The organism is Pseudomonas sp. Marseille-P9899, from assembly GCF_903166565.1.
Taxonomy (GTDB): domain Bacteria; phylum Pseudomonadota; class Gammaproteobacteria; order Pseudomonadales; family Pseudomonadaceae; genus Aquipseudomonas; species Aquipseudomonas huaxiensis.
Genome location: NZ_CAESCG010000001.1, coordinates 881,450 through 907,685 on the forward strand (window position 1 = coordinate 881,450; position 26,236 = coordinate 907,685).

Below are 26,236 nucleotides of genomic sequence, written 5' to 3' on the forward strand. Positions count from 1 at the left end.
AAGTAACCGTTAAATACATTCATATGAAGGATTTTGTAGTGCTCGCTAGCTTATGAAAAGGAAGGTCTCAGCGCTGCCGTTTGCTTTCTTCAACATGGAAAACTCTTCCCGCATGCGGCAAGAAATAGTCCTTGTAATGATTTGAAATATCTTTGTGCGGGAGTGGCCTGTGTGGTTGGTCAGGACCTATCTTCAAGGAAAGTAACTCACTGGTTTTACCGAGCGATCATCGAAAATCATCGCAAATGTCTGCCGGTTAAGGGCGGGCATGGATCCTGTCCAAGCGATGGGTTCAAGTGAGTCCAATGTTTGATCGATCTTTATCTTCCGCAGGAGCAATAAGAAACAGATATTTTTCCTGTTTTGGAAGGGCAATATGCTTGTCAGCAATGGAATGGTGAGGGCGACAACGTACCCCTCAAATGAATGAGCGCGTTGGCGCAAGGAGCTTCAGATGAAAATCAACCCGGCGGTTGTTACCTATCCTTCTTCGGCCTCGGCGAGCCAAAAGGCCAAGGTGGATAAAGCAGATGCCGTTACTTACGATCAAGCCAAGGCAACGACTCAAACACAAACTGACGCGGGAAGTATCAAATCCTCCGCAGTGACTGAGTCGTCCGGGCAAACGCCACTGGAGGCGTATGCACTTCCTGGTTGGTTGCAAGGTTTCGGGCGCGATCTGACTAATGAAGGAAAAGTCGGTACGCCTGGTACTTATGTAGATCCCAAGAATGTCGGCTTCGCGTCGGCATCTCCGGCGACATTGTCCGAGTACTCGGAACTTCTGCAACAACATTTGAGCGACGTTTATGAAAGAAGCGGGCTTACTGACATAAATGCCCGTTACAAAGCGATGTCCATTCCGGGGCTTAACGATCGCCTGCACCAGGAATTCAATGACTCGATCAGTTCAGACGCCAGGATGATGAGCTTGATGGATAAGCTCGGCGTCAAAATGGTTACGCTTTCGTAAACCACCAGCGGTACAAAGACAATATCGTGCTGAGGCCGACAAGCAGGCGTCTCCAGTGCGCCGACGTGCCAGATCCTGAAATTCTGGTACGGCACGGCGCTGGCGGGTTCGCTTATCTGCTGACAAGCGACCCACGCGGTTGCGACCGCGCCATTGCTCCCCACTGAAGACAGGCCACACCGGCCAGAATGAAGGCGATGGCCAGCAGGGCAATGGCGTCGACCTTCTCGCCTGCAGCCAGCACGCCAATCAGCAACGCTACCACTGGAGGGATGTAGGTGACGCTGGAGGCGGCGATGGCGCCGAGGGATTCGACGATGTGGTAGTAGGCGATATACGCCAATCCGGTGCCCAGCAGGCCAAGGCCGAAAATCAGGCCAATCCAGGCGCGGCTGTCGTCGAACACCGCGCCAATCCCTTCGAGCGGCGTGACCGCCAGCAGGAGCAACAGGGCGAAGCCGATCTGGTAGGTGGTCAGCGCTGCCGCCGGCAGGCCCAGCGGGCTGACGAAGCGCCGCGCATAAACGAAGGAAACTCCGACGCTGAACGAGCCGGCCAGCATGTAGCCAGCGCCCGCGAGGCTGATGGTGCCATGCACCGACCAAGGGCGGGCGATCAGCACCACGCCGACGAAGCCGAGAATCACCCCGATGATCCGTGTCACGTTGATCCGCTCGCCGCGCAGGAACAGCGCTGCGCAGAGAAAGGTGAATAGGGGAATGGCGCCGCTGAGCACCCCGGCGACGCTGGACGGCAGTAGCGCCGTGCCCTTGGCGAAAGCGTAGTAATACAAGGCCGTCGCCAGTAGTGACATGACGATGAAGTGCGGTGCATGGCGCAGGTGTTCGCGCCGCAGCACGCCTTTGGCAGCGGCGTAGACCAGCACCGGCAGGAAGCCAAACGCTACCCGCAACAGGGTGATCTGCAGCGGCGTGACATGCAGCGCCGCCCATTTCACGAAGATGAAATTGCTACCCCAGATCACCCCCAGAAAGACGAAGGCGATCACGGCGGAAGGTGAGACTTTTTCGGCTGACACAAGCACGCTCCGGCAAGGATGAACAGGTCTCCAGCCTATCAACGCAGCGCCTTGGGAGAGAGCCAGTGCAAACTCTCTGATTCGATAGAAAAACTACTGGCTTGCCTGTTCTTCCAGCCACTGCCGTACCAGCGCCTGCGCTGCCGGGTGTCGGGACTTGCGCGGCCACACCAGCCAGAACCCGGTTTCTGCGCTCAGCTCGCCCTTGACGGCGGCCTGCAGCCTGCCGGCGCGGATATCGTCGCGGACGAAGAAATGGCTGGCCAGCGCCAGCCCCTGTCCGGCGATGGCCGCTTCGATCGCCAGTGATGTCTGGTTGAACCGCACATTTTTCGGCGTGACCTCGGCGGGATGCTCGAACACCTGGGCGATGAACTGCGGCCAGAAATTGTGGGCATCGTGCAGCAGGACGAAATTGCGCAGGTCGGCGAAGCCCTTGGGCATGCCGTGGGCCTGCAACAGTGCGGGGCTGCCCACCGCGACGATGCGCTGGTCGAACAGCAACTCGGCATTCAGGCCCGGCCCGAACGGCGGGTTGCCGTAGCGCACGGCGATGTCCACGGCGTCGGTCTGGAAATGCGACAGGCGCTCGGTGGCCAGCACCCGCAGATCGATTTCCGGGTGGCGTTCGGTGAACCCGGACAAACGCGGGATCAGCCAGCGCGAAGCAAGACTCGGGGTGACGCTGATGGTCAGGTGGGTAGGCTCCGGCCGCAGCGCACGGGTGGCTTCGTCGATCAGCTCGAAGGCCTTGCGAATGCTCACGGCATAGGAGCGCCCCGCCTCGGTCAGGGCCAGGCCGCGGGGCAGGCGCTCGAACAGCTTCAGCCCGAGGCTGGCCTCCAGCCCGCGGATCTGCTGCGCCACGGCGGCCTGGGTCACGCCTAGCGCCTCGGCGCCAAGGCGGAAATTGCCGTGGCGAGCGACCACTTCGAAGATGCGCAGGGCGTTGAGAGAGGGGGCGTTCATGGCGATGGATTTTCTACTGGCTGATGAGCGAAAGACGCCTTTCATAACACAAGTTGGCCACTGTCGCGTTCACCCGTTGAAGGCAACGTCATCCCACGAAGCAGCGGTTCCTTTCATGTCAATCGCGTCATCAGTTGCTCTATCCAGGTGCGAACCATCTCCGAATAGGGGGCTTGCGGCCTGGCCATGTCCTGCATCTCCGCCAGTGTGCGCTCCTGAAGCAGCTTCAGACGCTTTAGTACGTTGGCCAGCGTCGGTTCGGGCAACGTCGCGGGAGCGGTTTCCAGCTCATCGAGGACTGTGCCCAACTCAAGTAGCAACTCTCCCAGGAACTCCAGCCGCCGAAGCAACCGGGTCCGGTCTTGTACCAGGCCGAGGCGGTTCAGTCCGTAGGTCTGGATCGAGACCGCGCCGCGTTCGCTGGGCTGTCCTGATTCGCTGGTTGGTAGCACTAGGCTCACAGGAGAGGCGGGGTCGATATGGAAGCGCAGATGCTTTCGCGGATCATCTCGCGCAGGGTCCAACAGATAGGGTTCTTCAGCGTCGTGGCCATAGCTTTCCGCAACGAAGCGCTTGGTGTGGTCCTTGATGGGGAAACTATCCTGTTTGCCGGTTTGGGTCTGTTGAAGGCCTACATGGAATGTCTCGCTGGTGTCGTACAGCGCTTCAAGGCTGCTCGAAATAGTGGGAATGTACTGTTTGCGCCTGCGATTGCAGTCGATGCAACTCGGCAGCAGGTTGTCCCAGCTCATGGCTAGCCACCAGTACCCTGGATGCGCGGCATCTTCACTGACTGAGGACTTGGGGCGGAAGTGTTCGATATCCACTGGCGCGGAAGCGGAGAAGAAGGTTTCGCAGTAAGCACATTTGTTGTGAAACAGCCTGGCGAGCGCACGTCTGACGTCTTCGTGCTTGTAGAGGGTGAACGAAAACGTGCCTTTTTGGGGGTCAGGATCTGACTGGTGGGCGCGAGCACGGTCGCGCTCGGTCTTGCCCGTCTTGTCCGGGACTTCCAGGCAGGCGGGGGCACTGATTGGCCCTCTGTCAACGCGGCGCATCAGAGGATCTCCCGCAGGGCGCCGATAATGCGTTGTTTGACCCGATGCTTGGTGCTCGCGATCCTTTCGATGGACTCGCTGGCGCGTTCTTTCAGGTACTCGGCGACGGCTTCCTGAACCACTCGATGGGCTTCTGATGTCCCGATGGGCAATGCTGATGCCACGTCGTGGTTGAAGCGGGCGAGGGTTTGTTGCTCAGTGACCGTCAACGTCTGTGGGGGCTTGGCCAGCAGGTCTGCGACCCTGGCGAGGTGGCGATCCATCTCCGGCTAGTCGGTGGAGTGCAACTGAAAGAGGTCGGAAGTCAGCAACTGCTCGAGCCTCAGTCCGGATACAGGTGGCAAATCGATCTGGCTTTCTACCCGTGCCGGGAGGCTGGAGATCTCGCTACCCGCCTTGACGCGACGCAGCACCACGATCTCTCCGTCGTTCATGCCGCGCAAGCACAGCGGGTCATGCGTGGTGGCGATGAATGTCACGTTGGGCAATGCCAGGCGCAAGCCATGCATGATTCTCATCTTCCAGCGTGGATGCAAGTGGGCCTCGACTTCGTCGATCAATACAACGCCGCGGGCCGTTTCCAGACTTTCAAAGTTGGGGTAGACCTTCCGATCCATCATTCCGCGCATCACGTCGCAGGCCATGGCCAGAACGGACCGAAAGCCTGAAGAGGCAACATTGAGCGTACTTTGCGAGAGCACGGCACCCTTCTCGGTCATGGCAGTGACGACAAAGCACTGACGGTTGTCGGTATCTCGCCTGATGACCTCGAACCCGCCGTCTATGGACAGAATATGCCGCAGTGCTCGAACGACCATGGCAAAACGGTCCGGGCGCAGGTCGAGCAGCCACTGCTCAGGGTTGGGCAGGACGCTGCCGTCGAACAGATTGCGGATATAGGCATCGGGTGAGGGTTTGCGCTTGAGTTTGTGCTGGTATTGACGAAAGGCGCCATAGGCGAATACCGGGATGCTCTCCTGGATATGCTCGTCCGGGACATGGATGCGCCCGGGGTCGATGTGCAAAATGCATCTGGCCTCGTTCGAAAGCCGTATCTCCACTCTGGCGCCGGAACTCTTCGCTGATGCCTCGCCACCCATGAAGCGCGGGTCGAGGATAAAGTTGCGCGCTGTCAGTCCGAGTCCTTTGATTGCGGATGTGGAAGAGAGCCCAAGGGCAACAGCTTCCAGGATTGAGCTCTTGCCTGCGGCGTTCTCGCCAATGATCAAAAGAGACGGAGTACGCTGGTTGGTATTGTTGCCGTTTTCATCTTCCGAGACAGGCGTCACGATGGGCGTGGGTAGGCGTATCTCGAGTTGTTCGATGGCCTTGAAATTCTTGATGTGAATCTCGCGGATGTTGGCATCACTGGGGCGCCGGGCTCCTGTCCGGCTGTTGCTGAACTCGGTGAGGTGCTCCATGGTGATCTGTTGCCAGCAGCTCTCCAGGTGCTGACGGGCGTCCCGGGTTTGGCGCAGTTGGATGAAAATTTGATCGATCCTTGTCTTCGATAGCACTGGGCGCAAGCTTCTTTTGGCGCCAACCGACGCAGCCAGCCGGCGCAGCAGCAGGTACCAGGTGCCCCCGAACTCAAGCTCGGAAAAATTGAAAATCGGAACGGCAGTTTTACTCCCTGGATAGCCCACCCATTTCAGAAGAATCCGGTAGTAGCGTTGATAGCGATTCAGCCGCCCGCTCACACGCTCGGGGGCGTTCAACTGGAAGTGTCTGATCGTCAGCACACCGTGTTCTGAAATCCCCACCAGGTTACCGTCGCTCTGAACGTCGATGTGCTTGTGAAAGTTGTGGTCGATGCACGGGTCTAGCAGAACCGGGCGCTCCTTGAGCGGGTAGTCGGGCCAGAGTGCGGTGTTTTCCTGGGCATAGCGGGTGTACTGCTCAAGTGTGGGTAATGGCGCTCGCTTGCCGATAACGGGAAAATAGTTGGCTTCCTTGGGGAGGCAGGATTTGCAGATGGGGTACAGGTTTTCCCAGGCAATATCCAGCCAACTGTAGTAGAGGTGTGCGTGCTCACTGGCCTGGTAGGGTTGCGCCTGTTCCAGGGGGCGAAAGCGATAAGGCTGGGTTCGGGTTCTGGCCTCGCAGAATGCACAGCGGCCTCTGAACAGTTTTTCCAAGGCTTGGCGCATGCTGGAATGGCCGAGGTTCAGCGCCGAAGGTGAAATGGTCTGCTGGGAGAGCTGTTCACTGCTACCCATCATGAAATGGGCAGCCGATTCTCGGTGCAGTTTTGCCGCGCTACCCGTCAGGATCGCGGGCGGTGGTACATCTCTGGGTATGTGCTGCATGTATTTTGCACCTTGGCAGGATCAGATCTTGGGCGTGATTTTCATGTGGCCCAGTGGCTTGGGCGCGGACTCCTGAAAGTTGACGCCTCCTCCGTTAGCAAGGATCGACAACTGCTGGACGCCCACGAGGAAGTTCACCGCTACCTGCCTTTGCTTCGGGTTGTAGCCAGACAGGTGTGTGCTCCAGTTGTGATTGGCCATTGAGTGCTCAAGCGAGTCCACCGCCGGTTGCATGACGCCCAGAAAGGCCTTCAGGCGTATCTCCCTGTGCTCCTCCCAGCCTTTTCCTGTCTGAGCCCCTTGGGGGTGAAACTTGTCGATAAGGCGTTCGGCAGCCATTTTTCCTGCGTCGCCCAAGGCTGTGATATGCGCAGGTGGCATGTTCAGGTTCAGCCCGCCCTCATGTCCCTGGAGGCTGATCTGGACGATGCGGTCACGGAAGCCTGCATAGGGGAACATCAGTTCGTCGCGCCAGCTCTGCATTGTGTTGAGGATACTGCCGAAGAAACTGGCCAAGCCCGAGACCGGCTTGCTGTCGTCCGGCATCGGCCAGTAACGCTGGCGACCACCGTTATTGTCATCTGGCAGGTAGATACGGCCATCCTTGTTGTCTTTGCCGGGGACGGGCTGGATGGGATAGCTCGGGTGCTCCGGCTTCAGGTTGATCGCAAACGTGGGGTGGTGGGGCAGCATCGAATCGAACATGTGCAGGGGCATGTTGCTGCCAATGCCGCCATCGGAGAACCAGACGCGCTTGGCCTTGACCGGCTTTTTGCTGTTTTTGCTCTCGGCGGTTTCCTTGACGCTCAAGTCGATGGCGTATAGCGGGATTGCCGAGAGCAGCAGGGGAAAGCTCAGGCTCATGCGGACCGCCACGACGACTGGCAGATTGGCGCGCATGGGCAGGCGGTATAGAGGCTTGCCTGTGGAGCAATACACAACAGGCTGCGGGCTGCGACCGGCCCTCTTTGCCTGATAGTCATCCAGGTGCGCTATGACCTGCGTGGGGAACAGCCTTGCCCATTCGTCACGATCGTAGAAAAACTCGGGGGTCTGCGCGCGAAAAGGGATGGCATAGACCATTTGCTGGCTGATAGCGGAGGTCATCACTTCGAGGTTGATGGTCGGCTTTTTCCAGTCATTGCCCCACAGATCCTGAAACAATAGCGGCTTCCCCTTCGGGTCAAGCCCCGCGAGGCTGTTGAGGTAATGCGTCAGCCAGTCCGTCAAGCCTTCGTCGCCCGCCTCACTGTTGCGACCGCTGCACAGCCCGTAATGGTTGGCATGGAGCGCCTTGAGCAAACCGCGCAGGAACAGCACTACCAGCGCCCCAGCCAGCAGTGCGATGACCAGCAGCGCCACGATCGACATGGCCGCAGCCGTGCCGAGCATTTGCCAGGTGAGAGGATGGTTGGCGACGACCATTAACGTCAGCGCCATCAGCCCCCACAGGCCGAACAGATAGGCCGGATTGATCCCTCGTTTCCTTATCGCGCCGTTCAAGCCATGGGCGGTAAAACCGGCGACAACCAGCATCAGCAACAGCGCGATTAGCAGGGTTGCGCCGTACCCGAAACCCAGTTGCAAGGCGGCGACAAAGGGACTGAGCAGCACGCCGCCCAGCAACAGGCCAGCGAGCAGTAATCCCTGGTACATGTTCACCAGCGCCTTGGCAATCGCCAGCCCGCCGGCCACCTTGTCCTGATTCAGCGCTTCGGTGAGTACGGAGAAATGTTGGCGGGCCTGTTCACTAGGCTGGAACAGGCTGAAAAGTCTGGATTTGCCATCCTTGTTGAGCCTGCCCAGCTCTTCAGGTAGCGCCTCAAGGGTATCGAAGGCGTTGATGTTGCCGTTGTTCCGGCCATATTGCGCTGCCGCACAGGCTGCCGCAGCGATAGCCCCTGCGGAGGTGCCGCCGATATTCTTGAAGTCGTATTGCTTCGCCAACTGGGCAATCAGCTTGGGGTAGACGACCCCGCTGGTGATGCCTCCTTTCATGACAAGATCGCACTGTTCCCTCATGGCACGCCTCCTTGGTGTCCGGATCATGTTTCTTGAGCGATCGGCGCCGTGCCGAGGTGTCGGAACGGTCGCCCTGTGCTGGTCTATGGAATGGTGTAGGTGAGGGTTTGATGGTGATTTTGCGTGTCGATACTGTAGAGCGATTCGACCTGGTAGTTCCCTGGAGACATCGCCGAGGGTGTTGCGCTGAAGCACGAGTTGTTGGGCGTTGAACGACCGGCTTCGGGTTTGATTTCCGGCGACACGACAGGTTGCCGCGGCTTGCCGTCGACCAGTCGATAAAAGTGCGCCTGCAGTGTGCTGGCATTGACCGTCACAGGATGAAACAGACAAATCTCCCTGGCGGCATTGCTGAAGGTGTAGTTGCCGTTCTTGTCCAGTGCGGTGGCCAGCTTCAGAGTGCCTTTGTCTGCCTGCTCCTGTTGTCTGGCCGCCTTTAACGCCTCTAGCGCTGCGTCGTAATCATTGCTTGTCTGAATCCTGTTGCCCGCGGATTTACCGATGCGCTGGACGGCCTCCTCGGCACTGAGCAGAAGTTTGCGTTTTGCCCACAAGCTCGGATCGCCGCCCTTGACCACCGACAGTGTCAACCAGGTCTTGTCGCTGAAGCGGGTACCATCCTTGACATTGGTCAGGCGCTGGTCGGCGAGGCGCATTTCAGAGGGGGCAATGTCCTTTCGTGAAATGCCGTCCGGTGTATCGGTCAGCCCTTGGCGAAGCGCGACCGGTATGGCCAGCACTGCATCGCCCAGCAAGGCCACTGGATTGCCGCGCTGATCTTCACTCAGGTAACCGAAGCAAGAGGTCACCGCGCAACCTTCCTGATTGACCAGCACGTAGTTGCCAGGGGCCAAAGGAATGAGCGCACCGTTGACGTTGCTGTATTGCTTCAGGTGGCCGGAGTCGGCAACCAGATCGAAACTGACCCGCAAAACCACCTCGTCCTTGTTCAGGGCCAGCAGATTCTTGGCGATTTCTTTGGTGAAGGCGCGTTCGGTGGCGGTAACAGGGTTGATGAAGGAAAAGACCTGGCTGGCGGAGGCGATGAAGTCGAGGAAGGCGGCGGCGTCTTCATTCTCGCCCTGGTCGTACTCAATGACCGAAATCGTCACGCTGACCTGATCAGACTCCATCTTTTTGGGGCCGTAGAGCAGTTTGCTGAAGGCGGGCGCTTTGGACTTGTCGGCGACACCTTCAAACGGACCGAGGACGGTAGTGACGGTGTCGCCCTTGGTGCCGGAGCTCACTTCGGTGAACTCGGCAATGATCACGACTTCATTGACCCCGCCGAAGTCCGGCAGGTATTTGAAATAACCGTCGGAGAGGAAAATCTGGTAGACATCCTCGCCTTGCATGTCGACGTCGGGATTGGTTTTCTTCACCGCGTCCTGCATGTCCGAGCCGACGAAAACCGATCCGAGCACGCCATCTGAACCGGCCTTGAACAGCGAGGCCGAGCCGGAGGGCCCGGTGCAGCCCTGTACCAGCAAGCCCCAAGAAACCCACAATCCTGCAAGGGCCACTTGCCTGAAGAGTACGGGCAGTTTCCGTCCGTTCATGACTCACTCCTTTGAGTAAAGGCACGGCGCCTATTGCTGCTAGGGTAGATAGGCTTGGGTTAAAGTCAATGGCACTTTGCTACCGTTTTGTCAGTGTGCAAACCACTCCTTCGCTCATGCCGCTTCCTCTACACTGTTGCACCCTGCTACAGGCCATTAACCCAATGCTCCGAACCGTCACCGACCTCGACCTGCGCCTGCTGCGCATCTTCACCACTGTGGTGAAGTGCGGCGGCTTTACCGCGGCCCAGGCCGAACTGAACATGAGCCAGTCGAACATCAGCATGCATATCGGCAGCCTGGAAAAGCGTCTGGGTTATCGCCTGTGCGAACGCGGCAAGGGTGGCTTTCGCCTGACCGCCAAGGGCAAGCGGATTCTCGATGCCTCGCAGGCGATGTTCGACGCCATCGGCCTGTTCCGCGACGAGGCGCAGGCGCTGTCGGGCAATCTGGTGGGCGATCTCTATGTGGGGCTGGCGGACAACGTGGCGACGTTGCCGCAGGCGCGCTTCGGCGAGGCGTTGGCGACCTTCTATCAGCGTGAGCAGGACGTGCAGTTGAACCTGTACGTCAACTCACCCACCGAGCTGGAACTGGCGGTAATCGACGGGCAATTGGACCTGGCCGTGTCGTACTTCAGCCGCTCGCGGCCGAGCCTGGATTACCTGCCGTTGTACACCGAGGAGATCGGGGTGTTCTGCGGTGACCGGCATCCGTTGTTCGACGAGGCAGAACCGGCGTTGGAGCGTATTGCCGCGTGCAACTGGATCAGCCACGGCTTTCTTCCCGAGAACCAGGACCTGCCGCTGCGCCCCGAGCGCAGCCGGGCCACCGCCTATCACATGGAAGCGGTGGCCCACGCGGTATTGGCGGGTACTCATCTGGGCTACCTGCCGACCCACTATGCGCAGATCTGGATCGAGCGCGGCCGCATGAGGGCGTTGCAACCCGAGCGGCTGCGCTACGAGGTGGTGCACAGCATGATCACCTACACCGGCCGGCCGCGTAGTGAGGCGGCGCGGGCGTTTATCGAGGATTTGCTGGCGGTGCATGGGTTGGGGATTTAGTTGTGTGCAGCTTGAGTGCAGCGGTGGGCCCCAAGAAAAACGCTCAGATCAACTTCCCGATCACCGCATTGCGATAAATCCGCGAATAGTCGGCAGCCGTCAGCGGCAACGCATTGGTCTCTGACGACGAGATATCCGCCAGCGCCAGCTCGCCGATAAGCGCGGCATCTTCGCCGGTCAAGCCCAGTTCGGCGAGGGTGTCGGGAATGCCCACCCGGCCACGCAGTTCCAGCACCCAGGCCAGCAGCCCGTCAAAGCTGGCATCGTCCAGTTCCAGATAACGCGCCAGACGCGCGGCGTCGCTTTCGATGGCGCTGCGGTTGGCCAGCAGCACATACGGCAACAACACCGCATTGAGCAAGCCGTGGTGCAGGTGATGGCGCGCACCCAGCGGATGGGCGAGGGCGTGCACGCCGCCCAGGCCTTTCTGGAACGCCACCGCCGCGCTGGCCGAGGCCACCAGCATGCCCTCGCGGGCAACCAGGTCATTGCCATCGCGCACGGCGTTTTCCAGGTGCAGTTTCACCTGCCGCACACCTTCCACGGCGATGCCGGCGGACATCGGGTGATGCAGCGGCGAGAACAGCGCTTCCAGGTGGTGGGTCAGGGCGTCCATGCCGGTGGCAGCGGTCAGTTTTGCCGGCAGGCCGGTGGTCAGCGCCGGGTCGAGGATCACGCAGCGGGCCAGCAGTTCGCGGTGGCCGATGACCTTTTTCACGCCCTGCACGGTGTCGGTGAGCACCGCTTCACGGCCAAGTTCCGAGCCCGTGCCGGCGGTGGTGGGAATGGCGATCAGCGCGGGAAGACCGAGCGCGGGGTAGTCGGCGAGGGTCGGGAAGTGCTCCAGCATTTGCGTCCACTCGAAGCGCTCAAGGCCATGCGGATCGCGGCTGAGCAGGGCGATGCCCTTGGAAGCGTCCAGCGCACTGCCGCCGCCGAGGGCGATCAGCGAGTCGTGCTGGCCGTCGGCGAACACTTGGGCTCCAGCGCGGGCCTCGTCCAGGCTCGGGTTGCCGGACAGGCCGTGGAACAGCGCGTAATCAACGCCCTGGGCCTCCAGGTGCTCACGCACCGCGCGCAGCGGTGGCAGTTCCAGCATGCCGGGGTCGGTCACCAGCAACGGGCGGCGCATGCCGGCCAGGGCGCAGCGTTGGGCCAGCAGGTCGAGGGCGCCGGCGCCGCAGAAAATCTCGGTGGGGTAGTTCCAGTAATGCAGGGTGGACATGGCGAATTCCTCTTTTCAGGCACAAGCCCGCCCCGCCAGCAACAGGCCGGTGAAGGAGGCGGGCGGGGCAGGGGGTTGAATCAGTCGACGGCGCGGCCGGCGAAGCTGAGGCTGGTGGCGATACGGCGATGGGGCTTGGCGATCAGCAAGTACGCCAGGCCGAACAGGGCCAGGACGGAGAACACCACCACCACCGCCCACACCTGGAACCACGGCGCGCCGGGCGGAGCCAGCAGTTCCCGCGGCCAGGCCACGTTGATCGCTTCGAAAAGCAGCCAGCACACCGCGATGATATTGATCACCAAACCTTTGCGGCCCAGTTGCAGGGCGCCTTTGGCCGGGTCCCAGCGACCGCTCAGGCGGGCATACAGGGCGCTGACGCTGACGATCAGGAAGACGAAGAAGAAGCCGCCGCTGCCGAAGGCAATCAACGTGCCCACCGCCGTGGCGTTCAGGCCCAGGCCGAGACCGAGGCTAGCCACCAGGGTGCTGAACACCATCGCTGCCATCGGCACTTTGCGTCGGTCAACCCGGCGCAGCAGCGCCGAGCCTGGCAGGATGCCGTCGCGGGCCATGCCAAAGATGGCCCGGCCAATGTAGGTCTGCACCGACACCACACAGGCGACGAATGCGATCAGCACGATGGCAACGAACGGCCGCTCGGCCCAGGCGCCAAAGGCATCCACCACCGCCGGGGTCACCGGATCGATGATCTGGCCGCTGACCACTGCGGCCGGGTCCTTGAACGACAGGGTCACGGCGAAGGCAGTGAGCATCACGGTCAGGCCCACCACCAGCATCGAACGCAGGATGGCGCGCGGGGTGGAGACGCGGGCGTCGGTGGTTTCTTCGGACAGTTGCGAGCAGGCATCGAAGCCGAGGAAGGCCCAGCCACACACCGCCAGCGCGGTGAGCAGGCCGCTCGTGTAAGAGCCGCCGGACGCGCTTTCGGCGCCCATGCTGGTGAACAGCAGGCTGAAATCATGGTTGCGGAAGAACAGCAGCAACAGCACGCCGATGCCGATGGAGGCGATGGCTTCGGCGAAGATCCCGGCGTTGACGAAGTACTTCAGCGGGTTGATGCCCAGCAGGTTGACCCCCAGGCCCAGCACCAGCAGCGCCGCGCCACAGGCCACCTGGGTGTTGGCCGAGGGCGGTTCGTTGGTGATCAACAGACCGAGCCAGAAACCGCCGAGGTAGGCCACGGTGGTCAGCGACGCCAGCGCCGCGGCCAGATACAGGAAGCCGGTGAACCAGGCCAGGCGGTCACCCACCAGGCGGCGCACCCATTGATAGCAGCCACCAGCCAGCGGGAACTGCGACGACAGTTCGGCATAGACCAGGGCCACGCTCAGTTGCAGCAACAGGCACAGCGGCACGATCCAGACCCAGGACGGCCCGATGCTAATAGCACCAAGGGACATCACCGAATAGATGCCGACCACCGGCGAAATGGTGGCGAAGCCGACGGAAAACGACGACCACAGGCTCAGACCGCGATCCAGCTCCTGGCGGTAGCCGTGGCTGGCGAGCAGGTGCTCGTCTTGGTTGGACGGAAGAGGGACGGGCATTGGGGATCCTCGGCAGGTATTGGAATTGTTATCGAGATCCGGTGCCTCTGTGGGCACTCGAGGTTCGGGCCCAGAGTAAGTCGGTGTCGCGTAAGGAAAAATTCATGATTGCTGCGGCTGGCATCAGGATTTATTGATGTTTGTTTCTGTCTGGATCTGTTCGAGATATTCAACGCCTTGTTGGCCGCAGTTCAACCAATCGACACCTAGATGGCTATTTGCTAGCCTTCCGCGCGCCTGCTCAATAGACAGCGCAGATGCGGACTTCCCCGGCGCGGGACGTCATGACAAGACAGCATTCAAGGAAGAGCTACGCACAGATGTCCAAGGATGGTATGACCCTTTTCACGTTGCTTCTTTGCCTCTTCCCGCTGGTTGCCGAAGCGAAATTCATCCGGCCGATCGTCCCCGGGTTCGAAGCACCACGAGCCGAAACCCGGCTGGATGTGCACATTCTGGGAAAGATCAGTAACAACGGCTGGTACCCCGTGCATGTGGCGCCCCAAGGTCCGACCCCCGGCTTCTCGTACTCGCTGGGGTTCTACGCCAATTACGGTCAGGCGGAAGTGGTGGTGGTCGGGCTGCCGCCACTGGTTGCCCAGGAGTTCCTCGGTATTCTTGCCGAGCGCGTGATCGAGGCTGCACCGCCCTTCGAGATGTACAAGGGTTATGACGGCATTGCCGAGGGCAGCCAAATCGCCTTTGTCCCCGTCGCCATGCATCATTTCCCGGATCACTTCGATTATGGCGGGTGGTTTTACTACTCCATGGATACCGATGTGCCCTTCGTGCAGATGGTCTGGCCTGACGCCACAGGGAAATTCCCCTGGGAGAAGGGCTACGACCCCGTGTACCGGGATGCTCAACCGCTGCTGAACAAATAACGGATCGCGCCAATGCCACACTGGCTCCAAGGACACTTGCCCATGACCGATTTCGTCGCTGTGTATGGCGAACGATTCACCTGGCTCTTCTGGCTGTGGTTGCTGTTCGTCGTTGCCGGTTCGCTGTTCAACCAGTTGAGCGGGCGCCGGGCCAACGCCTCGATACCCTTCCTCGTCCTAGTTCTGGGCATGGTTGCGTTCGATGCCTCGGTGCTGCTGGCCCCCTCGAAAACCCTGCCGGCCGAGCAGTTCACCAGCGCCTTGCAGCTCTTGCAGAACTACGCCCTGGCGTTCGTTGCGGCGCTGATCCATTGCTGCTGGTTTGCCTGGCAGTACCCTCGGGGCAGGACGGAGCCGGCCCGGCGGGTCAAGGTGGTGAAGACCTTCGTCGAAATGGACGGCCTTACCGCCCTGGTGCGTTGGGCACTGTATGCGCAGATTCTGCTCGCGGTCGCGGGGACCGTCTGCAATGTCATGGGATACGGCCTGGTCAGCAACTACGAGCTAGGCGTGTATCTCTCCCTCGACGAGGCCATGCTCGATGAACAAGCCAACAGCGAACGCTGGGAGCAGTTCGGCCTGTGGGGCTTTGCCGTCATGCTGGTATCGGCGTTTCTGATGCTGCGCTGGATTCACCGCGCCAGCTTCAATGCCTGGCAGCTCAACGGTGCTGCATTGCGCCTTGTTCCGGGCAAGGTGGTGGCGGCGTTCTTCATACCGCCGATGATGCTCTGGCGGCCTTGGCAGGCCATGAATGAGATCTGGGCAGTCAGTCATGCGCCGAATGCCTCTGACTCTGTCAGGCCCGGCGCGTTACCGCTGTGCTGGTGGCTGTCCTGGGTGCTGGTGGTGGTGCTGGGCTGGCTGCTATTCCTCTCCGCTGCCGGCACCGACCTTGCCCAGCAGAAGTTGACAAACCTGCTGGGCGTCGCCTTCAACACCAGCCTGTCCTGCCTGGCGGTGGCTTCACTGGCGCTGGTGGCGCGAATTCATGCGGTCCAGGCGTTGCATGGTTTGCGCGCCGTGCCTCAAGACCCGCCTAACCTGGCGCATCCTGAATCGGCGCGAGCCTGAACAAATCCCTGCCTGTTTCGTTTCTTCTCCAGAGCAGCGGCGCTGCACCTGTGCAAACACAGCGCAGGCCGCACGGGCTCAGCTAACCTTTGAACTGTTCGTCGATGGTGGCCCTCCAAGCCTGAGGGCCGCCTTCGGGCTTCGCTTGCCTTGCGTGCACCAGGGCGCGAAGACCGCGGCACGGTCCAATGGGCAGGGAATTCACGCCAATCACATCGAGGCTCGCCTCGTGGGAGAAAACATGACGATCGGGATGAAATGGAGAGCGGCGTTCGCCGGGCTGACCTTGCTGTGCGGTTTCGCCAGCGTGCAGGCCGCCGAGGCGAAGAAGGTCGACGTGCTGCTGGTGGGCGGCGGCATCATGAGTTCGACCCTGGCGATCTGGCTCAACGAACTGGAACCGGGCTGGTCGATGGAACTGGTCGAGCGCCTGGACAAGGTCGCCAACGAAAGCTCCAACGGCTGGAACAACGCCGGCACCGGCCACTCGGCCCTGGCCGAGCTGAACTACACGCCGGAAAAAGACGGCAAGGTGGACATCACCAAGGCCGTCGAAATCAACGAATCCTTCCAGATCACCCGGCAGTTCCTCGCCTGGCAAGTGAAGAACGGCGTGTTGAAAAATCCCCGTTCGTTCATCAACAGCACGCCGCACATGAGCTTTGTCTGGGGCGACGACAACATTCGCTTCCTGAAGAAGCGCTACGAAGCGCTGCAGGCCAGCCCGCTGTTCCGGCCGATGCAGTATTCGGAAGACCCCGAGCAGATCAAGAAATGGGTGCCGCTGATGATGGACGGGCGTGATCCGCAGCAGAAGCTTGCGGTCACCTGGACGCCCATCGGCACCGACGTCAACTTCGGCGAAATCACCCGGCAGTACGTGGCCTATCTGCAGACCCGGCAGAACTTCAGCCTGAAGCTGTCCAGCGAGGTCGAGGACATCACCCGCAACGACGATGGCTCGTGGCGCGTCGAGTACAAGAACCTCAAGGACGGCAGCAAATCCACCACCGACGCCAAGTTCCTGTTTATCGGTGCCGGTGGCGCGGCCTTGCCGCTGCTGCAGAAATCCGGCATCGCCGAGGCCAAGGACTACGCGGGCTTCCCGGTCGGTGGCTCGTTCCTGGTCACTGACAACCAGGACATCGCCTTGCAGCACATGGCCAAGGCCTACGGCATCGCCTCCACCGGCGCGCCGCCGATGTCGGTGCCGCACCTGGATACCCGGGTGCTGGATGGCAAACGGGTGATCCTGTTCGGGCCGTTCGCCACCTTCTCTACCAAGTTCCTCAAGGAAGGCTCCTACCTCGACCTGTTCGCCAGCATGTCGCTGCACAACACCTGGCCGATGATGCGCGTGGGCCTGCGTGAGTTCGACCTGGTGAAATACCTGGTCGGCCAGGTAATGCAGTCCGATGACGACCGCTTTGCCGCGTTGCAGACCTACTTCCCCAAAGCCAGGAAGGAAGACTGGCGCCTGTGGCAGGCCGGCCAGCGGGTGCAGATCATCAAGAAAGACGAGGGCCAGGGCGGTGTGCTCAAGCTCGGCACCGAAGTGGTCGCTTCCAAGGACGGCACCATCGCCGGCCTGCTGGGCGCCTCGCCGGGCGCTTCCACCGCGCCGCCGATCATGCTCGACCTGATGCAGAAGGTGTTCAAGGACCGTCTCGCGTCGTCGGCCTGGCAGGAAAAGCTGAAGCAGATCATCCCCAGCTACGGCGTGCACCTGAACGACCATCCTGACCTGGTCGCCAAGGAGTGGGCCTACACCAACGAGGTGCTGCAATTGGCGCCGGCGCCGGGCATTGACCAGCGCCAGGATCCGGCCAATCCGGACAACATCGATCCGCTGGGGCAGAAGACCGGCAACGCCGACCCGGACCTGAACCCAGACGCCGGCAATTGACCGAGTGTTTGCATTCGGCAGGGCGACTGTCGGATGCAAACGTTCCACGTGCAGTTCTGCACTGAACGGTTGCACCAAGGGCATGTTCCTGCGCTCGCACTCCGGGTATCCTCGACACACTTTGTTCGATTGACCCTGTCCCAAGGAGTTGCGCGCTGTGTTCAAACATGTCGATGCCTATGCCGGCGATCCGATCCTCTCGTTGATGGAGACCTTCAAGACCGATCCTCGGGCCAACAAGGTCAACCTGAGCATCGGCTTGTATTACGACGCTGCCGGCGTGGTGCCGCAACTGGCGGCGGTGGGCGAGGCCGAGAAGCGCCTGGCCGACAAGCCCCACGAAGCCTCGCTGTACCTGCCGATGGAAGGCCTGGCCGGCTACCGTCAGGCGATCCAGAATCTGCTGTTCGGCGCTGATCACCCGGCGGTGACCGGTGGCCGCGTTGCCACCGTGCAGACCGTCGGCGGTTCCGGCGCACTGAAAGTCGGTGCCGACTTCCTCAAGCGCTACTTCCCTGAATCGCAGGTCTGGGTCAGCGATCCGACCTGGGACAACCACCGCGCGATCTTCGAAGGTGCCGGTTTCAAGGTTCACACCTACCCGTACTTCGACCAGAACACCGGCGGCGTCAACTTCGACGGCATGCTCGCGGCGCTGCAGACCCTGCCAGCTAACAGCATCGTCCTGTTGCACCCGTGCTGCCACAACCCGACCGGCGCCGACCTGAACCAGGGGCAATGGCAACAGGTGATCGAGGTGGTCAAGGCGCGCAACCTGATCCCGTTCCTCGACATCGCCTATCAGGGCTTCGGCGAAGGCCTGCTGGAAGACGCCTTCGCCATCCGCGAAGCGGCCCGTGCCGGCGTGCCGTGCCTGGTCAGCAACTCGTTCTCGAAGATCTTCTCGCTGTACGGCGAGCGGGTAGGGGGGCTGTCGGTGGTCTGCGATGACGCCGACACCATGCAAAGCGTGCTCGGCCAGCTCAAGGCCACCGTGCGCCGCAACTACTCCAGCCCGCCCGCGTTTGGCGCGCAACTGGTGGCGGCGGTGCTGAACGATGCCGGCCTGAATGCCCAGTGGGTGGCTGAAGTCGAGCAGATGCGCCTGCGTATCATGGACATGCGCCAGGGCCTGGTGGACGCTTTGGCGGTGCTGTTGCCGGGCAAGGACTTCTCGTTCTTCCTGTCCCAGCGCGGCATGTTCAGCTACACCGGCTTCAGCGTGGCCCAGGTTCGTCGCCTGCGTGACGAGTTCGGCGTGTACCTGATCGACAGCGGTCGCGTGTGCATGTCGGGCGTGCGTCCGGACAATCTGCAGCAGGTGGCTGAGGCGTTTGCTGCGGTGCAGTGATCGTTCACTGAGTTCCAGAGCCTCATTGCCGGCAAGCGGAGCACCGCTCGGCCGGCTGTGAGCGCTGGCGTTGCCAGCGAAGGGCCGCGCCTGCGGCCCCACTCCTTACAGTCTCTAGAGATTCCCCAACTGCGCCGCAATCCCCTCGCACGCCCGCCGCACATGGGCGGCCAGCGGCGAAGCCGGGTGGGTTTCTTCTTCCATGCCCAGGCCCGCCACCACCACAGCGCCCAGCGCCTGGCCGGTTTCGACGCGGATCGGGAAGGCTACCGACGACAACCCCGGCTTGAACTCACCATGGCCAAAGGCGAAATCCTGCTGGCTACGGATCAGTTCCAGCGCCGGCAACGCCTTGGCATAGCGTTCTTCACCCAGCACACCCAGCGCGGTCGCCTCGCTGTAGGTGGCCAACACCGCACGGCCGCTAGGGCTGCCTTCGATGGGGAATTGGTCCGCCAGGTCGACGATCACGTTCAGCGGCGTGGCCGGCGTCCACATGCGTTCGATCAACACCACCTGGTCGCCCACCGGCACCGACAGCGAGACGATCGCCGGGCTTTCGCCGATCACCCGTTGCAGTTCGATGGCGTAGGGCAGGGCGAGCCGGCGCAGGTTCAGGCGGTTCAGGTAGGCCGCCGAGTAGATCAGGCTTTCCGGGCCGATGTGGTAGGTGGCGCCGCGGGATTCGATCAGGCTCCAGTGGGTCAGGGTCTTGAGCAGACGATGGATGGTGGAGCGATCGATGCCGGTCAGCCGTGCCAGGTCCAGCGCGCTGGCGCCGTGCTTGAGGCCGGCGAGGGTGCGTAGCAGCACGATCGAGCGGTCGATGACCTGAACGCGCCCGCCGCTGTCCTTGCTGCTGTGCGCGGGTTGAGTCGAAGAAATTTCCATCGTGACAGTGGTTTCCGAAAGCTGGGTGAACGGTCGGCGCGACATGCCGTCCTGGCCGGTCGCCAAGGTTAGCCGTGATCCGTGGCGGGGTGAAGAGGCGCGTAGTACGGGAGCTGCGCCGCGATCGGCGATTTTTTTGCAGAGGCTTAGATCAAATATGCATCTGGGTTATGAGCATGGAAGCGTTGGCGATATCCATCGCGACGCTTTCGTCATGAAACGGGAGCCTTTATCTGTCATTGCTTCGATAGCGACGCGATGGCGTCTTCCGGTGATGTGATTGCCGGTTTTCAGGCCGTTCCGGCAGCGCTCGGCGCTGCTGGGCTGTCATCTTGTCGCGCCGCCGGGCGGGCTTAGAATCGGCGCCATCAACTCCACACCCTATCGTCGAATTTGAAGAGGATTTCACCATGATGAACGCAATGCAGATGCAGATGCCGATGAGCGCCAACATGCCGATGATGCCAATGATGGGCATGCCGATGATGATGGCGACCATGACCTGCAAGATGGTCGAAGACGGCATGATGTGCACCATGAAGCCTGCTGCCGGCATGGACATGGCGATGTTCCGCAACAGCGCGGAAATGATGCAGATGATGATGAACTGCGGCATGCCGATGATGATGCAGTGCGGCAACCTGTCGATGATGGGGATGTCTCAGGCGGCCATGGGCATGATGATGCCGATGATGGGCATGATGCCAATGAACGGCATGCCGATGATGAAGTGCATGATGGAATGCACCCTGATGGCCGACTGCATGACCTGCAAGATGATGCCGATGGCGGGCATGAGCATGGAAATGATGAACAACTGCTGCATGCTGATGATGAAGATGATGAACGACTGCAGCATGCCGATGATGATGAGCTGCAACGGCATGCCGATGATGTGCTGCACCTGCTGATGCAGCACCGCCGCGCGGTTCAGTCGCGGCGTTCGGGGTGGGTCACCACCAGGTAAGCCACGGCCTCACTGTCTACCGGATTGCGGTAGCGGTGGGGCTGGTCGGCGTAGAAAACGATCGAATCCCCCGTGGAGAGCAGAAAGCGCTCTTCGTTGACGCTGATTTCCAGCGCCCCCTGGGCCACCACCAGGTTCTCCCGCACCCCGGGTCCATGCCCGTCGGAGTGCTCTTCCCCCAGCGGACTGATCCGCAACTCGTAGAATTCGGTCTGATGCGCGGCATCGTAGGGAAACAGCGCGCGGCTGACGAATGCACCGCTGGCGCTGACCAGGCGCTTGCTGTCCCGTGCCGGCAACAGCGTCACGCCTTCGCACTCGCGCTGTTCGAGAAACGCTGCGACCGAGACTTTCAGCCCGTGGGCGATCTTGCACAGCACGCGGATGGACGGGACGCTGCGCCCGGACTCGATCTGCGCCAGCATCGCACGGCTCACGCCACTGGCCCTGGCCAGTGCATCCAACGACAACTGGCGCTTGCTGCGCAGCCGCTGCAGGTTACGTGCGACCCGCAAGCCGACACCATCGTCGTCCTGGCCGGGGATTTCCGGCAGGCTTAGCGGCGGCTCGTCCGAGGTCACCAGAAAACGGTTGGGTGTATTCATCGCCTCACGCCTGGCGCGGGGCTTTCGAGGCGGATACCGCGACGCTCCCTGGTTGCGCGGCGAAGCCGGCCTGTTGCGCGTACATCGCCCACAGCAGACGACCGGTTTGTTGCGCGTGCTTGCGTTTGCGGTAGAGGGTGAAGTCGACGATGTTGGCGGCGTGGCTCATGGAGAATTCCTTGGTCTGAAGCGTGGGGCCATGAGCGCAGACTACGGATTTCCGGTTAGAACCAGAAATAATGAATTCGTATTTATTAATAGCTTTATGGAATTGATCTTCAGGGCTTCATCGCTGCGGTTTAAAACACCCCGCTGACCGCCACGCCCACCTGCCCACTCACCTCGGTCTGCACTTGCAGCACGCACCCGGAATCCGGCGCACTGCCCAGCGCCTCCAGCTTCAACTCCTGCCGGGCGCTGGTAATGAACAACGTGCGCAGGTCCTCGCCGCCAAAACACAGGTCGGTCGGGCAGGGCACCGGCAGGCCGATCATGCGGTCCAGATTGCCCTCGGCGTCGAAGCGCGCCAGGCTCCAGCCGTCGCGCTGGGTGGTCCAGACGCCGCCTTGCGCATCCAGCGCCAGGCCGCTGAGGCTACCGCCGCCGCGGGGCAGTGAGGCCAGGCGGCGCACCGCGTTGCTGCCCGGCTGCAGGCGCAGGATGTCGCCAGTCTCGGGGGCGATGGCAAATACCGCGCTGCCGCTGGCGTCCCAGCGGAAGCTGCTGATCTGCTCGCTCAGGTTCCAGCCGTGGCGCAGGTCGCCTTCGGCGCTCATTTCGCCGATCTGGCAACCGCCGGCCGTTCGCGCACAAGCCCAGAGCCCGCCGCCGGGATGGCTGGCCAACGCCAGCAGGCGGCTGCCGAGCAGGTCTTGCATCGAGTGCTCCTGACCCTGCCAGTCGATCAATGACCAGCCACCGGCCTGGGCCACCAGCAAACCGTCGCGGTGCAGTTCCATCGCCCGCACCGGCATGTCGAGGCGGGTCAGCAGGCGGCTGGCGTGTCCGTCCCAGCAATGGATCGCCGGCGCCAGGGTGTCGGCCCAATACAGCGTCTTGCTCGGCGCATGCCAGCGCGCAAAGGCGCCATGAAACGCCCAGGGCGCCGGCACCACGCCCAGCGCCCCGGACGGGCGTTGCGCCGGTTCCGGGCGTAACTGTTCGCCCACCCGCCGCGCGGCGTCGGCAAGTTCCGGGCCGAGCAGGGTCAGGCGCTCCAGGGTCAAGCGGTACGCAGGTCCGGCGACGCTGAGGGCGCCGCGCACCACGCCTTGCTTGTCGATGATCGGCGCCGCCACGCAGCGCACGCCGAGGCGGATTTCCTCGTCGTCGAGGGCGTAGCCGCGGGTGCGGGTAATCTGCAATTCGGCCAGCAGGCGACGGCGGTCGGTGATGGTCAGCGGTGTCAGCGGCTCCAGCACCAGGCCTTTGAGAATCTCGTCGCGGGCAAGCGGGGCGAGGGCGGACAGGATCGCCTTGCCTTGCCCCGTGCAATACACCGGCTTGCCCTGGCCGAGGCTGGCGGCCGAGCGCAGGGTGTGGGCGCCGTCGCAGCGCTCCAGCGACAACACCTGATTGCCGTCCAGCACCGCCAGGTACGAGGTCTCGCCGGTGAGGTCGCGCAAGGCCCGCAATTCGGCGCTGGCGGCGGCCACCAGGTCCGGCTCCAGGTAGGCGTTACGGACCATCTCCAGATAGTTGAAACCCAGCCGGTAAACCTTGCGCGTCGGGTCGCGGCGGATCATGCCGCGCTCCACCAAGGTCGCGAGAATCCGGTACAGCGTGGTGCGCGGCAGTTGCACCTGCTCGGCCAGCCGCGCCTGGGTGATGCCCGACGGCATGGCGCCAATGGCCTGGAGCACATCGAGGGCTTTTTCGAGGGCGGCGGTGCCTTCACCTGTTTTCATCGGTAATTCCCATCAGTTGGAACGCGACTGTCATGGGGCTGATTCTGCCCCTTTCCGGGCAGTTTTTCCCCCATAGAATCGACCTCAGCGGGGCTTGAAGCCGGCCTTTGTTCCACATTGTGGGATTTTCTGCCGGCCGCCCATCGGATGAAATCCTGCCTGGAGAACCTATAAGAATGTCCGTCATCCACACCTATTCCGACGCCCACGAAAGCGCCTCGGGCAAGAAGGTCGAAGTCAGCGATGCGACGCTGGCGAAACTGGCCGCCTGCAGCAGCGGTTCGCTGACCACCCAGTTGTTCAAGCGCGGCTTCCGCCAGCCGGCGCTGGTCGGCCTGCGCGCCATGAGCCGCGACACCAAGCCGTTCGCCGGCCGTGCCTTCACCATGCGCTTTATCCCGGCCCGCGAAGACATCGACACCTACCAGACCATGACCACCAAGCCCAATGACGACAACCTGCAATGGGTCGGCGTTGAGCAGGTGCAAGCGGGCGACGTGCTGGTGATCGACAGCCGCAACGACCCGGCCGCGGCCTCCGCCGGCAATATCCTGGTGACCCGCCTGCTGGCCCGTGGCGCCAAGGCCATCGTTACCGACGGCGCGTTGCGCGACGGCAGCGAGATCGCCGCGATGAACCTGCCGGCCTATGCCCGCGAGATCACCGCCACCACCCGCATCTCCTACCACCACGTTGCCGACCTGCAAGTGCCGATCGGCTGCGCCGGTGTTGCCGTGTACCCCGGCGACATCATCGTCGGCGACGCCGACGGCCTGACCGTGGTCCCAGCGCACCTGGCCGAGGAACTGGCCGAGGTCTGCACCGTGCAGGACGACATCGAGCACTACCTGGCGATGCGCATCGCCTCCGGCGAACCGCTATGGGGCGTGTACCCGCCGAGCCCGACGTCGGTTTCCGACTACCACGCCTGGGTGGCCAGCGGCCGCCCGGCGATCCCGTCGATCATCGACAAGAAAGAGGGCTGAGCCGTGGCCGAGCACCAACACGCGCAACTGATCCGTCGCTACTTCGATGCCTGCAACGAGGCCGACTACGACAAGCTGGTGTCCTGCTTCACTCCCGACGCCGTGCATTACTTCCCCGCCGGCCTGCCGGAAGTGCCGTGGCGCGGCGCCGACACCATCGCCCGCAAATGGGTCTGGTGCGTGGAGAACCTCGGTTCGCAGTGGACCATCGAGAAGATCCTGGTCAGCCACGACAGCTTTGAAGCGGTGATCGAGTGGACCCACTGGAAAAGCAAACAAGGCACCGCGCTGCGCGGTGACGAGTGGTACGTGTTCGACGAAGCCACCGGCCTGATCAAGGAAATCCGCGCCTACTACGCCTCGCCGGCGGACAAGGAGGTGCCGATCAACGAGCTGGTGGCCTTCGACTACACCGGCCGCGGCTATCACCTCGAACCGAACGCACGCTGAAGGAGCCTGCCATGACCGATCATCAAGACCCTTCCCTGGCGATCATCGACCAGACCGTCGCCAAGGCGGTTGCCGCCGCCGGTTTCTGGGCCGAATCCAGCGCCGCCGTGCGCGCCGGCCTGCTGCGTGGGCTGGCCGATGCACTGGAACGCCAACAGGCTGAACTGGTCGCCATCGCCGACCGCGAAAGCGGCCTGGGCGAAGCGCGCCTGAATGGCGAAGTGGCGCGCACGGCGTTCCAGCTGCGCGGTTTCGCCAGCGAAGTCGAGGCTGGCGTGCCGTACCGCCAGGTCGTCAGTGAAGCCGTTGCCGGTGCGCCGCCAGCCGGGCGTCCGGCGCTGGTGCGGGTGCAACGGGCCCTCGGCCCGGTCGCCATGTTCTCCGCGAGCAACTTCCCGTTCGCCTTCTCGGTGCTGGGCGGCGATACCGCCTCGGCGCTGGCCGCCGGTTGCCCGGTGGTGGTCAAGGCTCACTCCGGCCACCCGCAACTGTCCCGCGCAGTGTTCGAACTGGCCGCCGCCGTGGTGCGCCAACAGGGCCTGCCGGAAGGCGTGCTGACCCTGATCGACAACACCTCTCGCGCTGGCGGCACCTATCTGGTCCAGCACCCGGGAATCGCCGCGGTGGCGTTCACCGGCTCCTATCAGGGCGGCAAGGCCCTGTGGCAGGCGGCCAATGACCGCCCGCGTCCGGTGCCGTTCTACGGTGAACTGGGCTCGATCAACCCGTTGGTGGCGTTGCCCGCGGCTCTTGAAAAAGACAGCGAAGGCCTGGCCAAGACCCTGGCGGCGTCGATCACCCTTGGTTGCGGTCAGTTCTGCACCAGCCCGGGCCTGATCGTGCTGCTGGCCTCGGAACTCAGCGAGCGCTTCGTCGCCCAACTGGCGACGGCCATTGCGCCGATCGCCACGCATCGTATGCTCACGCCGGGCATGCAGCAGGGCTTCGAAGCCGCCGCGGCCACGGTCGCCAGCCATGCCCGCGCGGTGTTCGAACCGGCGGCCGATGGCGTCGGTCCGGCGCCACGCTTGTTCGCGACCGAGGCGGCAGCGTTCATTGCCAATCCGCACCTGCATGAAGAGATGTTCGGCCCGGCCGCGCTGGTGGTCAGTGCCCAGTCGCCCGCGCAGATCATCGAGGTGCTGCAGGCGGTGGGCGGCAGCCTGACCACCACCCTGTGGGGCGCGGAGGCGCCGAGCGAGGACAACCGCCAACTGCTGCGCGCCGCCGAAGCGATTTCCGGGCGCGTGCTGTTCGGCGGCGTGCCGACCGGCGTTGCGGTCTGCCATGCCCAGCAGCATGGCGGTCCGTGGCCGTCGTCGACCACTCCGCAAACCACCTCGGTCGGCTATGCCGCGCTGGAGCGCTTCCTGCGCCCCGTCGCGCTGCAGGATGCGCCGGCCTGGGTGCTGGGCTGACGGAG

General features: G+C 62.3%; 23 protein-coding genes. 10 read left to right on the top strand and 13 right to left on the bottom strand.

Annotation, left to right across the window (positions count from 1 at the left end):
* The first annotated feature begins 454 nt into the window (after positions 1 to 454).
* Positions 455 to 973 carry a hypothetical protein gene (locus HWV67_RS03980; protein ID WP_175650021.1) on the top strand — a complete coding sequence of 173 codons (519 nt, stop codon included), beginning with the start codon at positions 455 to 457 and terminating at the stop codon, positions 971 to 973.
* Positions 974 to 1,085: 112 nt separating this feature from the next.
* On the opposite strand, the gene HWV67_RS03985 is transcribed toward HWV67_RS03980, so the two are convergent.
* The 7 genes from HWV67_RS03985 to HWV67_RS04015 all read right to left on the bottom strand — a co-directional run bounded on the left by HWV67_RS03985 (position 1,086) and on the right by HWV67_RS04015 (position 9,929).
* On the bottom strand, positions 1,086 to 2,012 hold the full coding sequence (locus HWV67_RS03985) for a DMT family transporter (RefSeq protein WP_218585581.1): 927 nt from the start codon (positions 2,010 to 2,012) through the stop codon (positions 1,086 to 1,088).
* 93 nt (positions 2,013 to 2,105) lie between these two features.
* Complete coding sequence (locus HWV67_RS03990; protein ID WP_256680001.1) at positions 2,106 to 2,981, bottom strand: LysR substrate-binding domain-containing protein; 876 nt, start codon at positions 2,979 to 2,981, stop codon at positions 2,106 to 2,108.
* A gap of 113 nt (positions 2,982 to 3,094) precedes the next feature.
* Positions 3,095 to 4,039: an HNH endonuclease gene (locus HWV67_RS03995; protein WP_175650024.1), complete on the bottom strand. Its 945-nt coding sequence runs from the start codon at positions 4,037 to 4,039 to the stop codon at positions 3,095 to 3,097.
* Positions 4,039 to 4,302 carry a hypothetical protein gene (locus HWV67_RS04000; RefSeq protein WP_175650025.1) on the bottom strand — a complete coding sequence of 88 codons (264 nt, stop codon included), beginning with the start codon at positions 4,300 to 4,302 and terminating at the stop codon, positions 4,039 to 4,041. Before HWV67_RS04000 ends, HWV67_RS03995 begins: the two co-directional genes overlap by 1 nt.
* A gap of 6 nt (positions 4,303 to 4,308) precedes the next feature.
* Positions 4,309 to 6,348, bottom strand: a complete 2,040-nt coding sequence (locus HWV67_RS04005) for an AAA family ATPase (RefSeq protein ID WP_175650026.1) — start codon at positions 6,346 to 6,348, stop codon at positions 4,309 to 4,311.
* Positions 6,349 to 6,369: 21 nt separating this feature from the next.
* Positions 6,370 to 8,370: a patatin-like phospholipase family protein gene (locus HWV67_RS04010; RefSeq protein WP_218585582.1), complete on the bottom strand. Its 2,001-nt coding sequence runs from the start codon at positions 8,368 to 8,370 to the stop codon at positions 6,370 to 6,372.
* A gap of 83 nt (positions 8,371 to 8,453) precedes the next feature.
* A complete protein-coding gene (locus HWV67_RS04015) occupies positions 8,454 to 9,929 on the bottom strand; it encodes a hypothetical protein (RefSeq protein ID WP_175650028.1) in 1,476 nt (491 codons plus the stop codon).
* A 164-nt stretch (positions 9,930 to 10,093) separates the two neighbouring features.
* On the opposite strand from HWV67_RS04015, the gene HWV67_RS04020 reads away from it, so the two are divergent.
* Positions 10,094 to 10,996 carry a LysR family transcriptional regulator gene (locus tag HWV67_RS04020; protein ID WP_175650029.1) on the top strand — a complete coding sequence of 301 codons (903 nt, stop codon included), beginning with the start codon at positions 10,094 to 10,096 and terminating at the stop codon, positions 10,994 to 10,996.
* Positions 10,997 to 11,039: 43 nt separating this feature from the next.
* Here the strand turns inward: HWV67_RS04020 and HWV67_RS04025 are convergent, their stop codons facing one another.
* Together HWV67_RS04025 and HWV67_RS04030 are read right to left on the bottom strand one after the other, a co-directional pair.
* Positions 11,040 to 12,221, bottom strand: a complete 1,182-nt coding sequence (locus HWV67_RS04025) for an iron-containing alcohol dehydrogenase (RefSeq protein ID WP_175650030.1) — start codon at positions 12,219 to 12,221, stop codon at positions 11,040 to 11,042.
* 80 nt (positions 12,222 to 12,301) lie between these two features.
* Positions 12,302 to 13,792, bottom strand: a complete 1,491-nt coding sequence (locus HWV67_RS04030; RefSeq protein WP_175650031.1) for an APC family permease — start codon at positions 13,790 to 13,792, stop codon at positions 12,302 to 12,304.
* A 320-nt stretch (positions 13,793 to 14,112) separates the two neighbouring features.
* Between HWV67_RS04030 and HWV67_RS04035 the strand changes: the two genes are divergently transcribed.
* The 4 genes from HWV67_RS04035 to HWV67_RS04050 all read left to right on the top strand — a co-directional run bounded on the left by HWV67_RS04035 (position 14,113) and on the right by HWV67_RS04050 (position 19,007).
* Positions 14,113 to 14,676, top strand: coding sequence for a DUF4262 domain-containing protein (locus tag HWV67_RS04035; RefSeq protein WP_175650032.1), 564 nt, complete (start codon positions 14,113 to 14,115; stop codon positions 14,674 to 14,676).
* Positions 14,677 to 14,718: 42 nt separating this feature from the next.
* A complete protein-coding gene (locus tag HWV67_RS04040; RefSeq protein ID WP_175650033.1) occupies positions 14,719 to 15,750 on the top strand; it encodes a DUF4328 domain-containing protein in 1,032 nt (343 codons plus the stop codon).
* A gap of 253 nt (positions 15,751 to 16,003) precedes the next feature.
* Positions 16,004 to 17,656, top strand: a complete 1,653-nt coding sequence (mqo, locus tag HWV67_RS04045) for a malate dehydrogenase (quinone) (protein WP_256680057.1) — start codon at positions 16,004 to 16,006, stop codon at positions 17,654 to 17,656.
* A gap of 157 nt (positions 17,657 to 17,813) precedes the next feature.
* Positions 17,814 to 19,007, top strand: a complete 1,194-nt coding sequence (locus tag HWV67_RS04050; RefSeq protein ID WP_175650035.1) for an amino acid aminotransferase — start codon at positions 17,814 to 17,816, stop codon at positions 19,005 to 19,007.
* Positions 19,008 to 19,121: 114 nt separating this feature from the next.
* Here the strand turns inward: HWV67_RS04050 and HWV67_RS04055 are convergent, their stop codons facing one another.
* Positions 19,122 to 19,964 (bottom strand): IclR family transcriptional regulator, encoded by an 843-nt coding sequence (locus tag HWV67_RS04055; RefSeq protein WP_256680002.1) that lies wholly within the window; start codon positions 19,962 to 19,964, stop codon positions 19,122 to 19,124.
* A 344-nt stretch (positions 19,965 to 20,308) separates the two neighbouring features.
* Here HWV67_RS04055 and HWV67_RS04060 point away from each other — a divergent pair, with 344 nt between their 5' ends.
* The gene (locus HWV67_RS04060; protein WP_110971093.1) at positions 20,309 to 20,809 is read left to right on the top strand and encodes a hypothetical protein; all 501 of its coding nucleotides are present in this window, start codon (positions 20,309 to 20,311) and stop codon (positions 20,807 to 20,809) included.
* Positions 20,810 to 20,828: 19 nt separating this feature from the next.
* Here the strand turns inward: HWV67_RS04060 and HWV67_RS04065 are convergent, their stop codons facing one another.
* The 3 genes from HWV67_RS04065 to HWV67_RS04075 form a co-directional block, all read right to left on the bottom strand.
* Positions 20,829 to 21,470, bottom strand: a complete 642-nt coding sequence (locus tag HWV67_RS04065; protein ID WP_175650036.1) for a helix-turn-helix domain-containing protein — start codon at positions 21,468 to 21,470, stop codon at positions 20,829 to 20,831.
* Positions 21,471 to 21,474: 4 nt separating this feature from the next.
* Positions 21,475 to 21,639, bottom strand: a complete 165-nt coding sequence (locus HWV67_RS04070; RefSeq protein ID WP_175650037.1) for a hypothetical protein — start codon at positions 21,637 to 21,639, stop codon at positions 21,475 to 21,477.
* Positions 21,640 to 21,769: 130 nt separating this feature from the next.
* Positions 21,770 to 23,377, bottom strand: coding sequence for an IclR family transcriptional regulator domain-containing protein (locus tag HWV67_RS04075; RefSeq protein WP_175650038.1), 1,608 nt, complete (start codon positions 23,375 to 23,377; stop codon positions 21,770 to 21,772).
* Between the two features lie 176 nt (positions 23,378 to 23,553).
* Between HWV67_RS04075 and HWV67_RS04080 the strand changes: the two genes are divergently transcribed.
* From HWV67_RS04080 to HWV67_RS04090, 3 genes are read left to right on the top strand one after another with little or no spacing between them, the layout of a single operon-like run.
* Positions 23,554 to 24,363 carry a ribonuclease activity regulator RraA gene (locus HWV67_RS04080; RefSeq protein WP_095155170.1) on the top strand — a complete coding sequence of 270 codons (810 nt, stop codon included), beginning with the start codon at positions 23,554 to 23,556 and terminating at the stop codon, positions 24,361 to 24,363.
* 3 nt (positions 24,364 to 24,366) lie between these two features.
* Positions 24,367 to 24,813 carry a nuclear transport factor 2 family protein gene (locus HWV67_RS04085; protein ID WP_175650039.1) on the top strand — a complete coding sequence of 149 codons (447 nt, stop codon included), beginning with the start codon at positions 24,367 to 24,369 and terminating at the stop codon, positions 24,811 to 24,813.
* Between the two features lie 11 nt (positions 24,814 to 24,824).
* Entirely contained in the window at positions 24,825 to 26,231 is a 1,407-nt protein-coding gene (locus HWV67_RS04090; RefSeq protein WP_175650040.1) for an aldehyde dehydrogenase (NADP(+)), read from the top strand.
* Positions 26,232 to 26,236: the final 5 nt, after the last annotated feature.

What these genes read in the sequence shown, in the direction of transcription:
- HWV67_RS03980 (WP_175650021.1), top strand. Translation starts at nt 455, where the DNA reads ATGAAAATCAACCCGGCGGTTGTTACCTATCCTTCTTCGGCCTCGGCG.
- HWV67_RS03990 (WP_256680001.1), bottom strand. Translation starts at nt 2,981, where the DNA reads ATGAACGCCCCCTCTCTCAACGCCCTGCGCATCTTCGAAGTGGTCGCT.
- HWV67_RS03995 (WP_175650024.1), bottom strand. Translation starts at nt 4,039, where the DNA reads ATGCGCCGCGTTGACAGAGGGCCAATCAGTGCCCCCGCCTGCCTGGAA.
- HWV67_RS04000 (WP_175650025.1), bottom strand. Translation starts at nt 4,302, where the DNA reads ATGGATCGCCACCTCGCCAGGGTCGCAGACCTGCTGGCCAAGCCCCCA.
- HWV67_RS04005 (WP_175650026.1), bottom strand. Translation starts at nt 6,348, where the DNA reads ATGCAGCACATACCCAGAGATGTACCACCGCCCGCGATCCTGACGGGT.
- HWV67_RS04010 (WP_218585582.1), bottom strand. Translation starts at nt 8,370, where the DNA reads ATGAGGGAACAGTGCGATCTTGTCATGAAAGGAGGCATCACCAGCGGG.
- HWV67_RS04015 (WP_175650028.1), bottom strand. Translation starts at nt 9,929, where the DNA reads ATGAACGGACGGAAACTGCCCGTACTCTTCAGGCAAGTGGCCCTTGCA.
- HWV67_RS04020 (WP_175650029.1), top strand. Translation starts at nt 10,094, where the DNA reads ATGCTCCGAACCGTCACCGACCTCGACCTGCGCCTGCTGCGCATCTTC.
- HWV67_RS04025 (WP_175650030.1), bottom strand. Translation starts at nt 12,221, where the DNA reads ATGTCCACCCTGCATTACTGGAACTACCCCACCGAGATTTTCTGCGGC.
- HWV67_RS04030 (WP_175650031.1), bottom strand. Translation starts at nt 13,792, where the DNA reads ATGCCCGTCCCTCTTCCGTCCAACCAAGACGAGCACCTGCTCGCCAGC.
- HWV67_RS04035 (WP_175650032.1), top strand. Translation starts at nt 14,113, where the DNA reads ATGTCCAAGGATGGTATGACCCTTTTCACGTTGCTTCTTTGCCTCTTC.
- HWV67_RS04040 (WP_175650033.1), top strand. Translation starts at nt 14,719, where the DNA reads ATGACCGATTTCGTCGCTGTGTATGGCGAACGATTCACCTGGCTCTTC.
- mqo (WP_256680057.1), top strand. Translation starts at nt 16,004, where the DNA reads ATGAAATGGAGAGCGGCGTTCGCCGGGCTGACCTTGCTGTGCGGTTTC.
- HWV67_RS04060 (WP_110971093.1), top strand. Translation starts at nt 20,309, where the DNA reads ATGATGAACGCAATGCAGATGCAGATGCCGATGAGCGCCAACATGCCG.
- HWV67_RS04065 (WP_175650036.1), bottom strand. Translation starts at nt 21,470, where the DNA reads ATGAATACACCCAACCGTTTTCTGGTGACCTCGGACGAGCCGCCGCTA.
- HWV67_RS04070 (WP_175650037.1), bottom strand. Translation starts at nt 21,639, where the DNA reads ATGAGCCACGCCGCCAACATCGTCGACTTCACCCTCTACCGCAAACGC.
- HWV67_RS04075 (WP_175650038.1), bottom strand. Translation starts at nt 23,377, where the DNA reads ATGAAAACAGGTGAAGGCACCGCCGCCCTCGAAAAAGCCCTCGATGTG.
- HWV67_RS04080 (WP_095155170.1), top strand. Translation starts at nt 23,554, where the DNA reads ATGTCCGTCATCCACACCTATTCCGACGCCCACGAAAGCGCCTCGGGC.
- HWV67_RS04090 (WP_175650040.1), top strand. Translation starts at nt 24,825, where the DNA reads ATGACCGATCATCAAGACCCTTCCCTGGCGATCATCGACCAGACCGTC.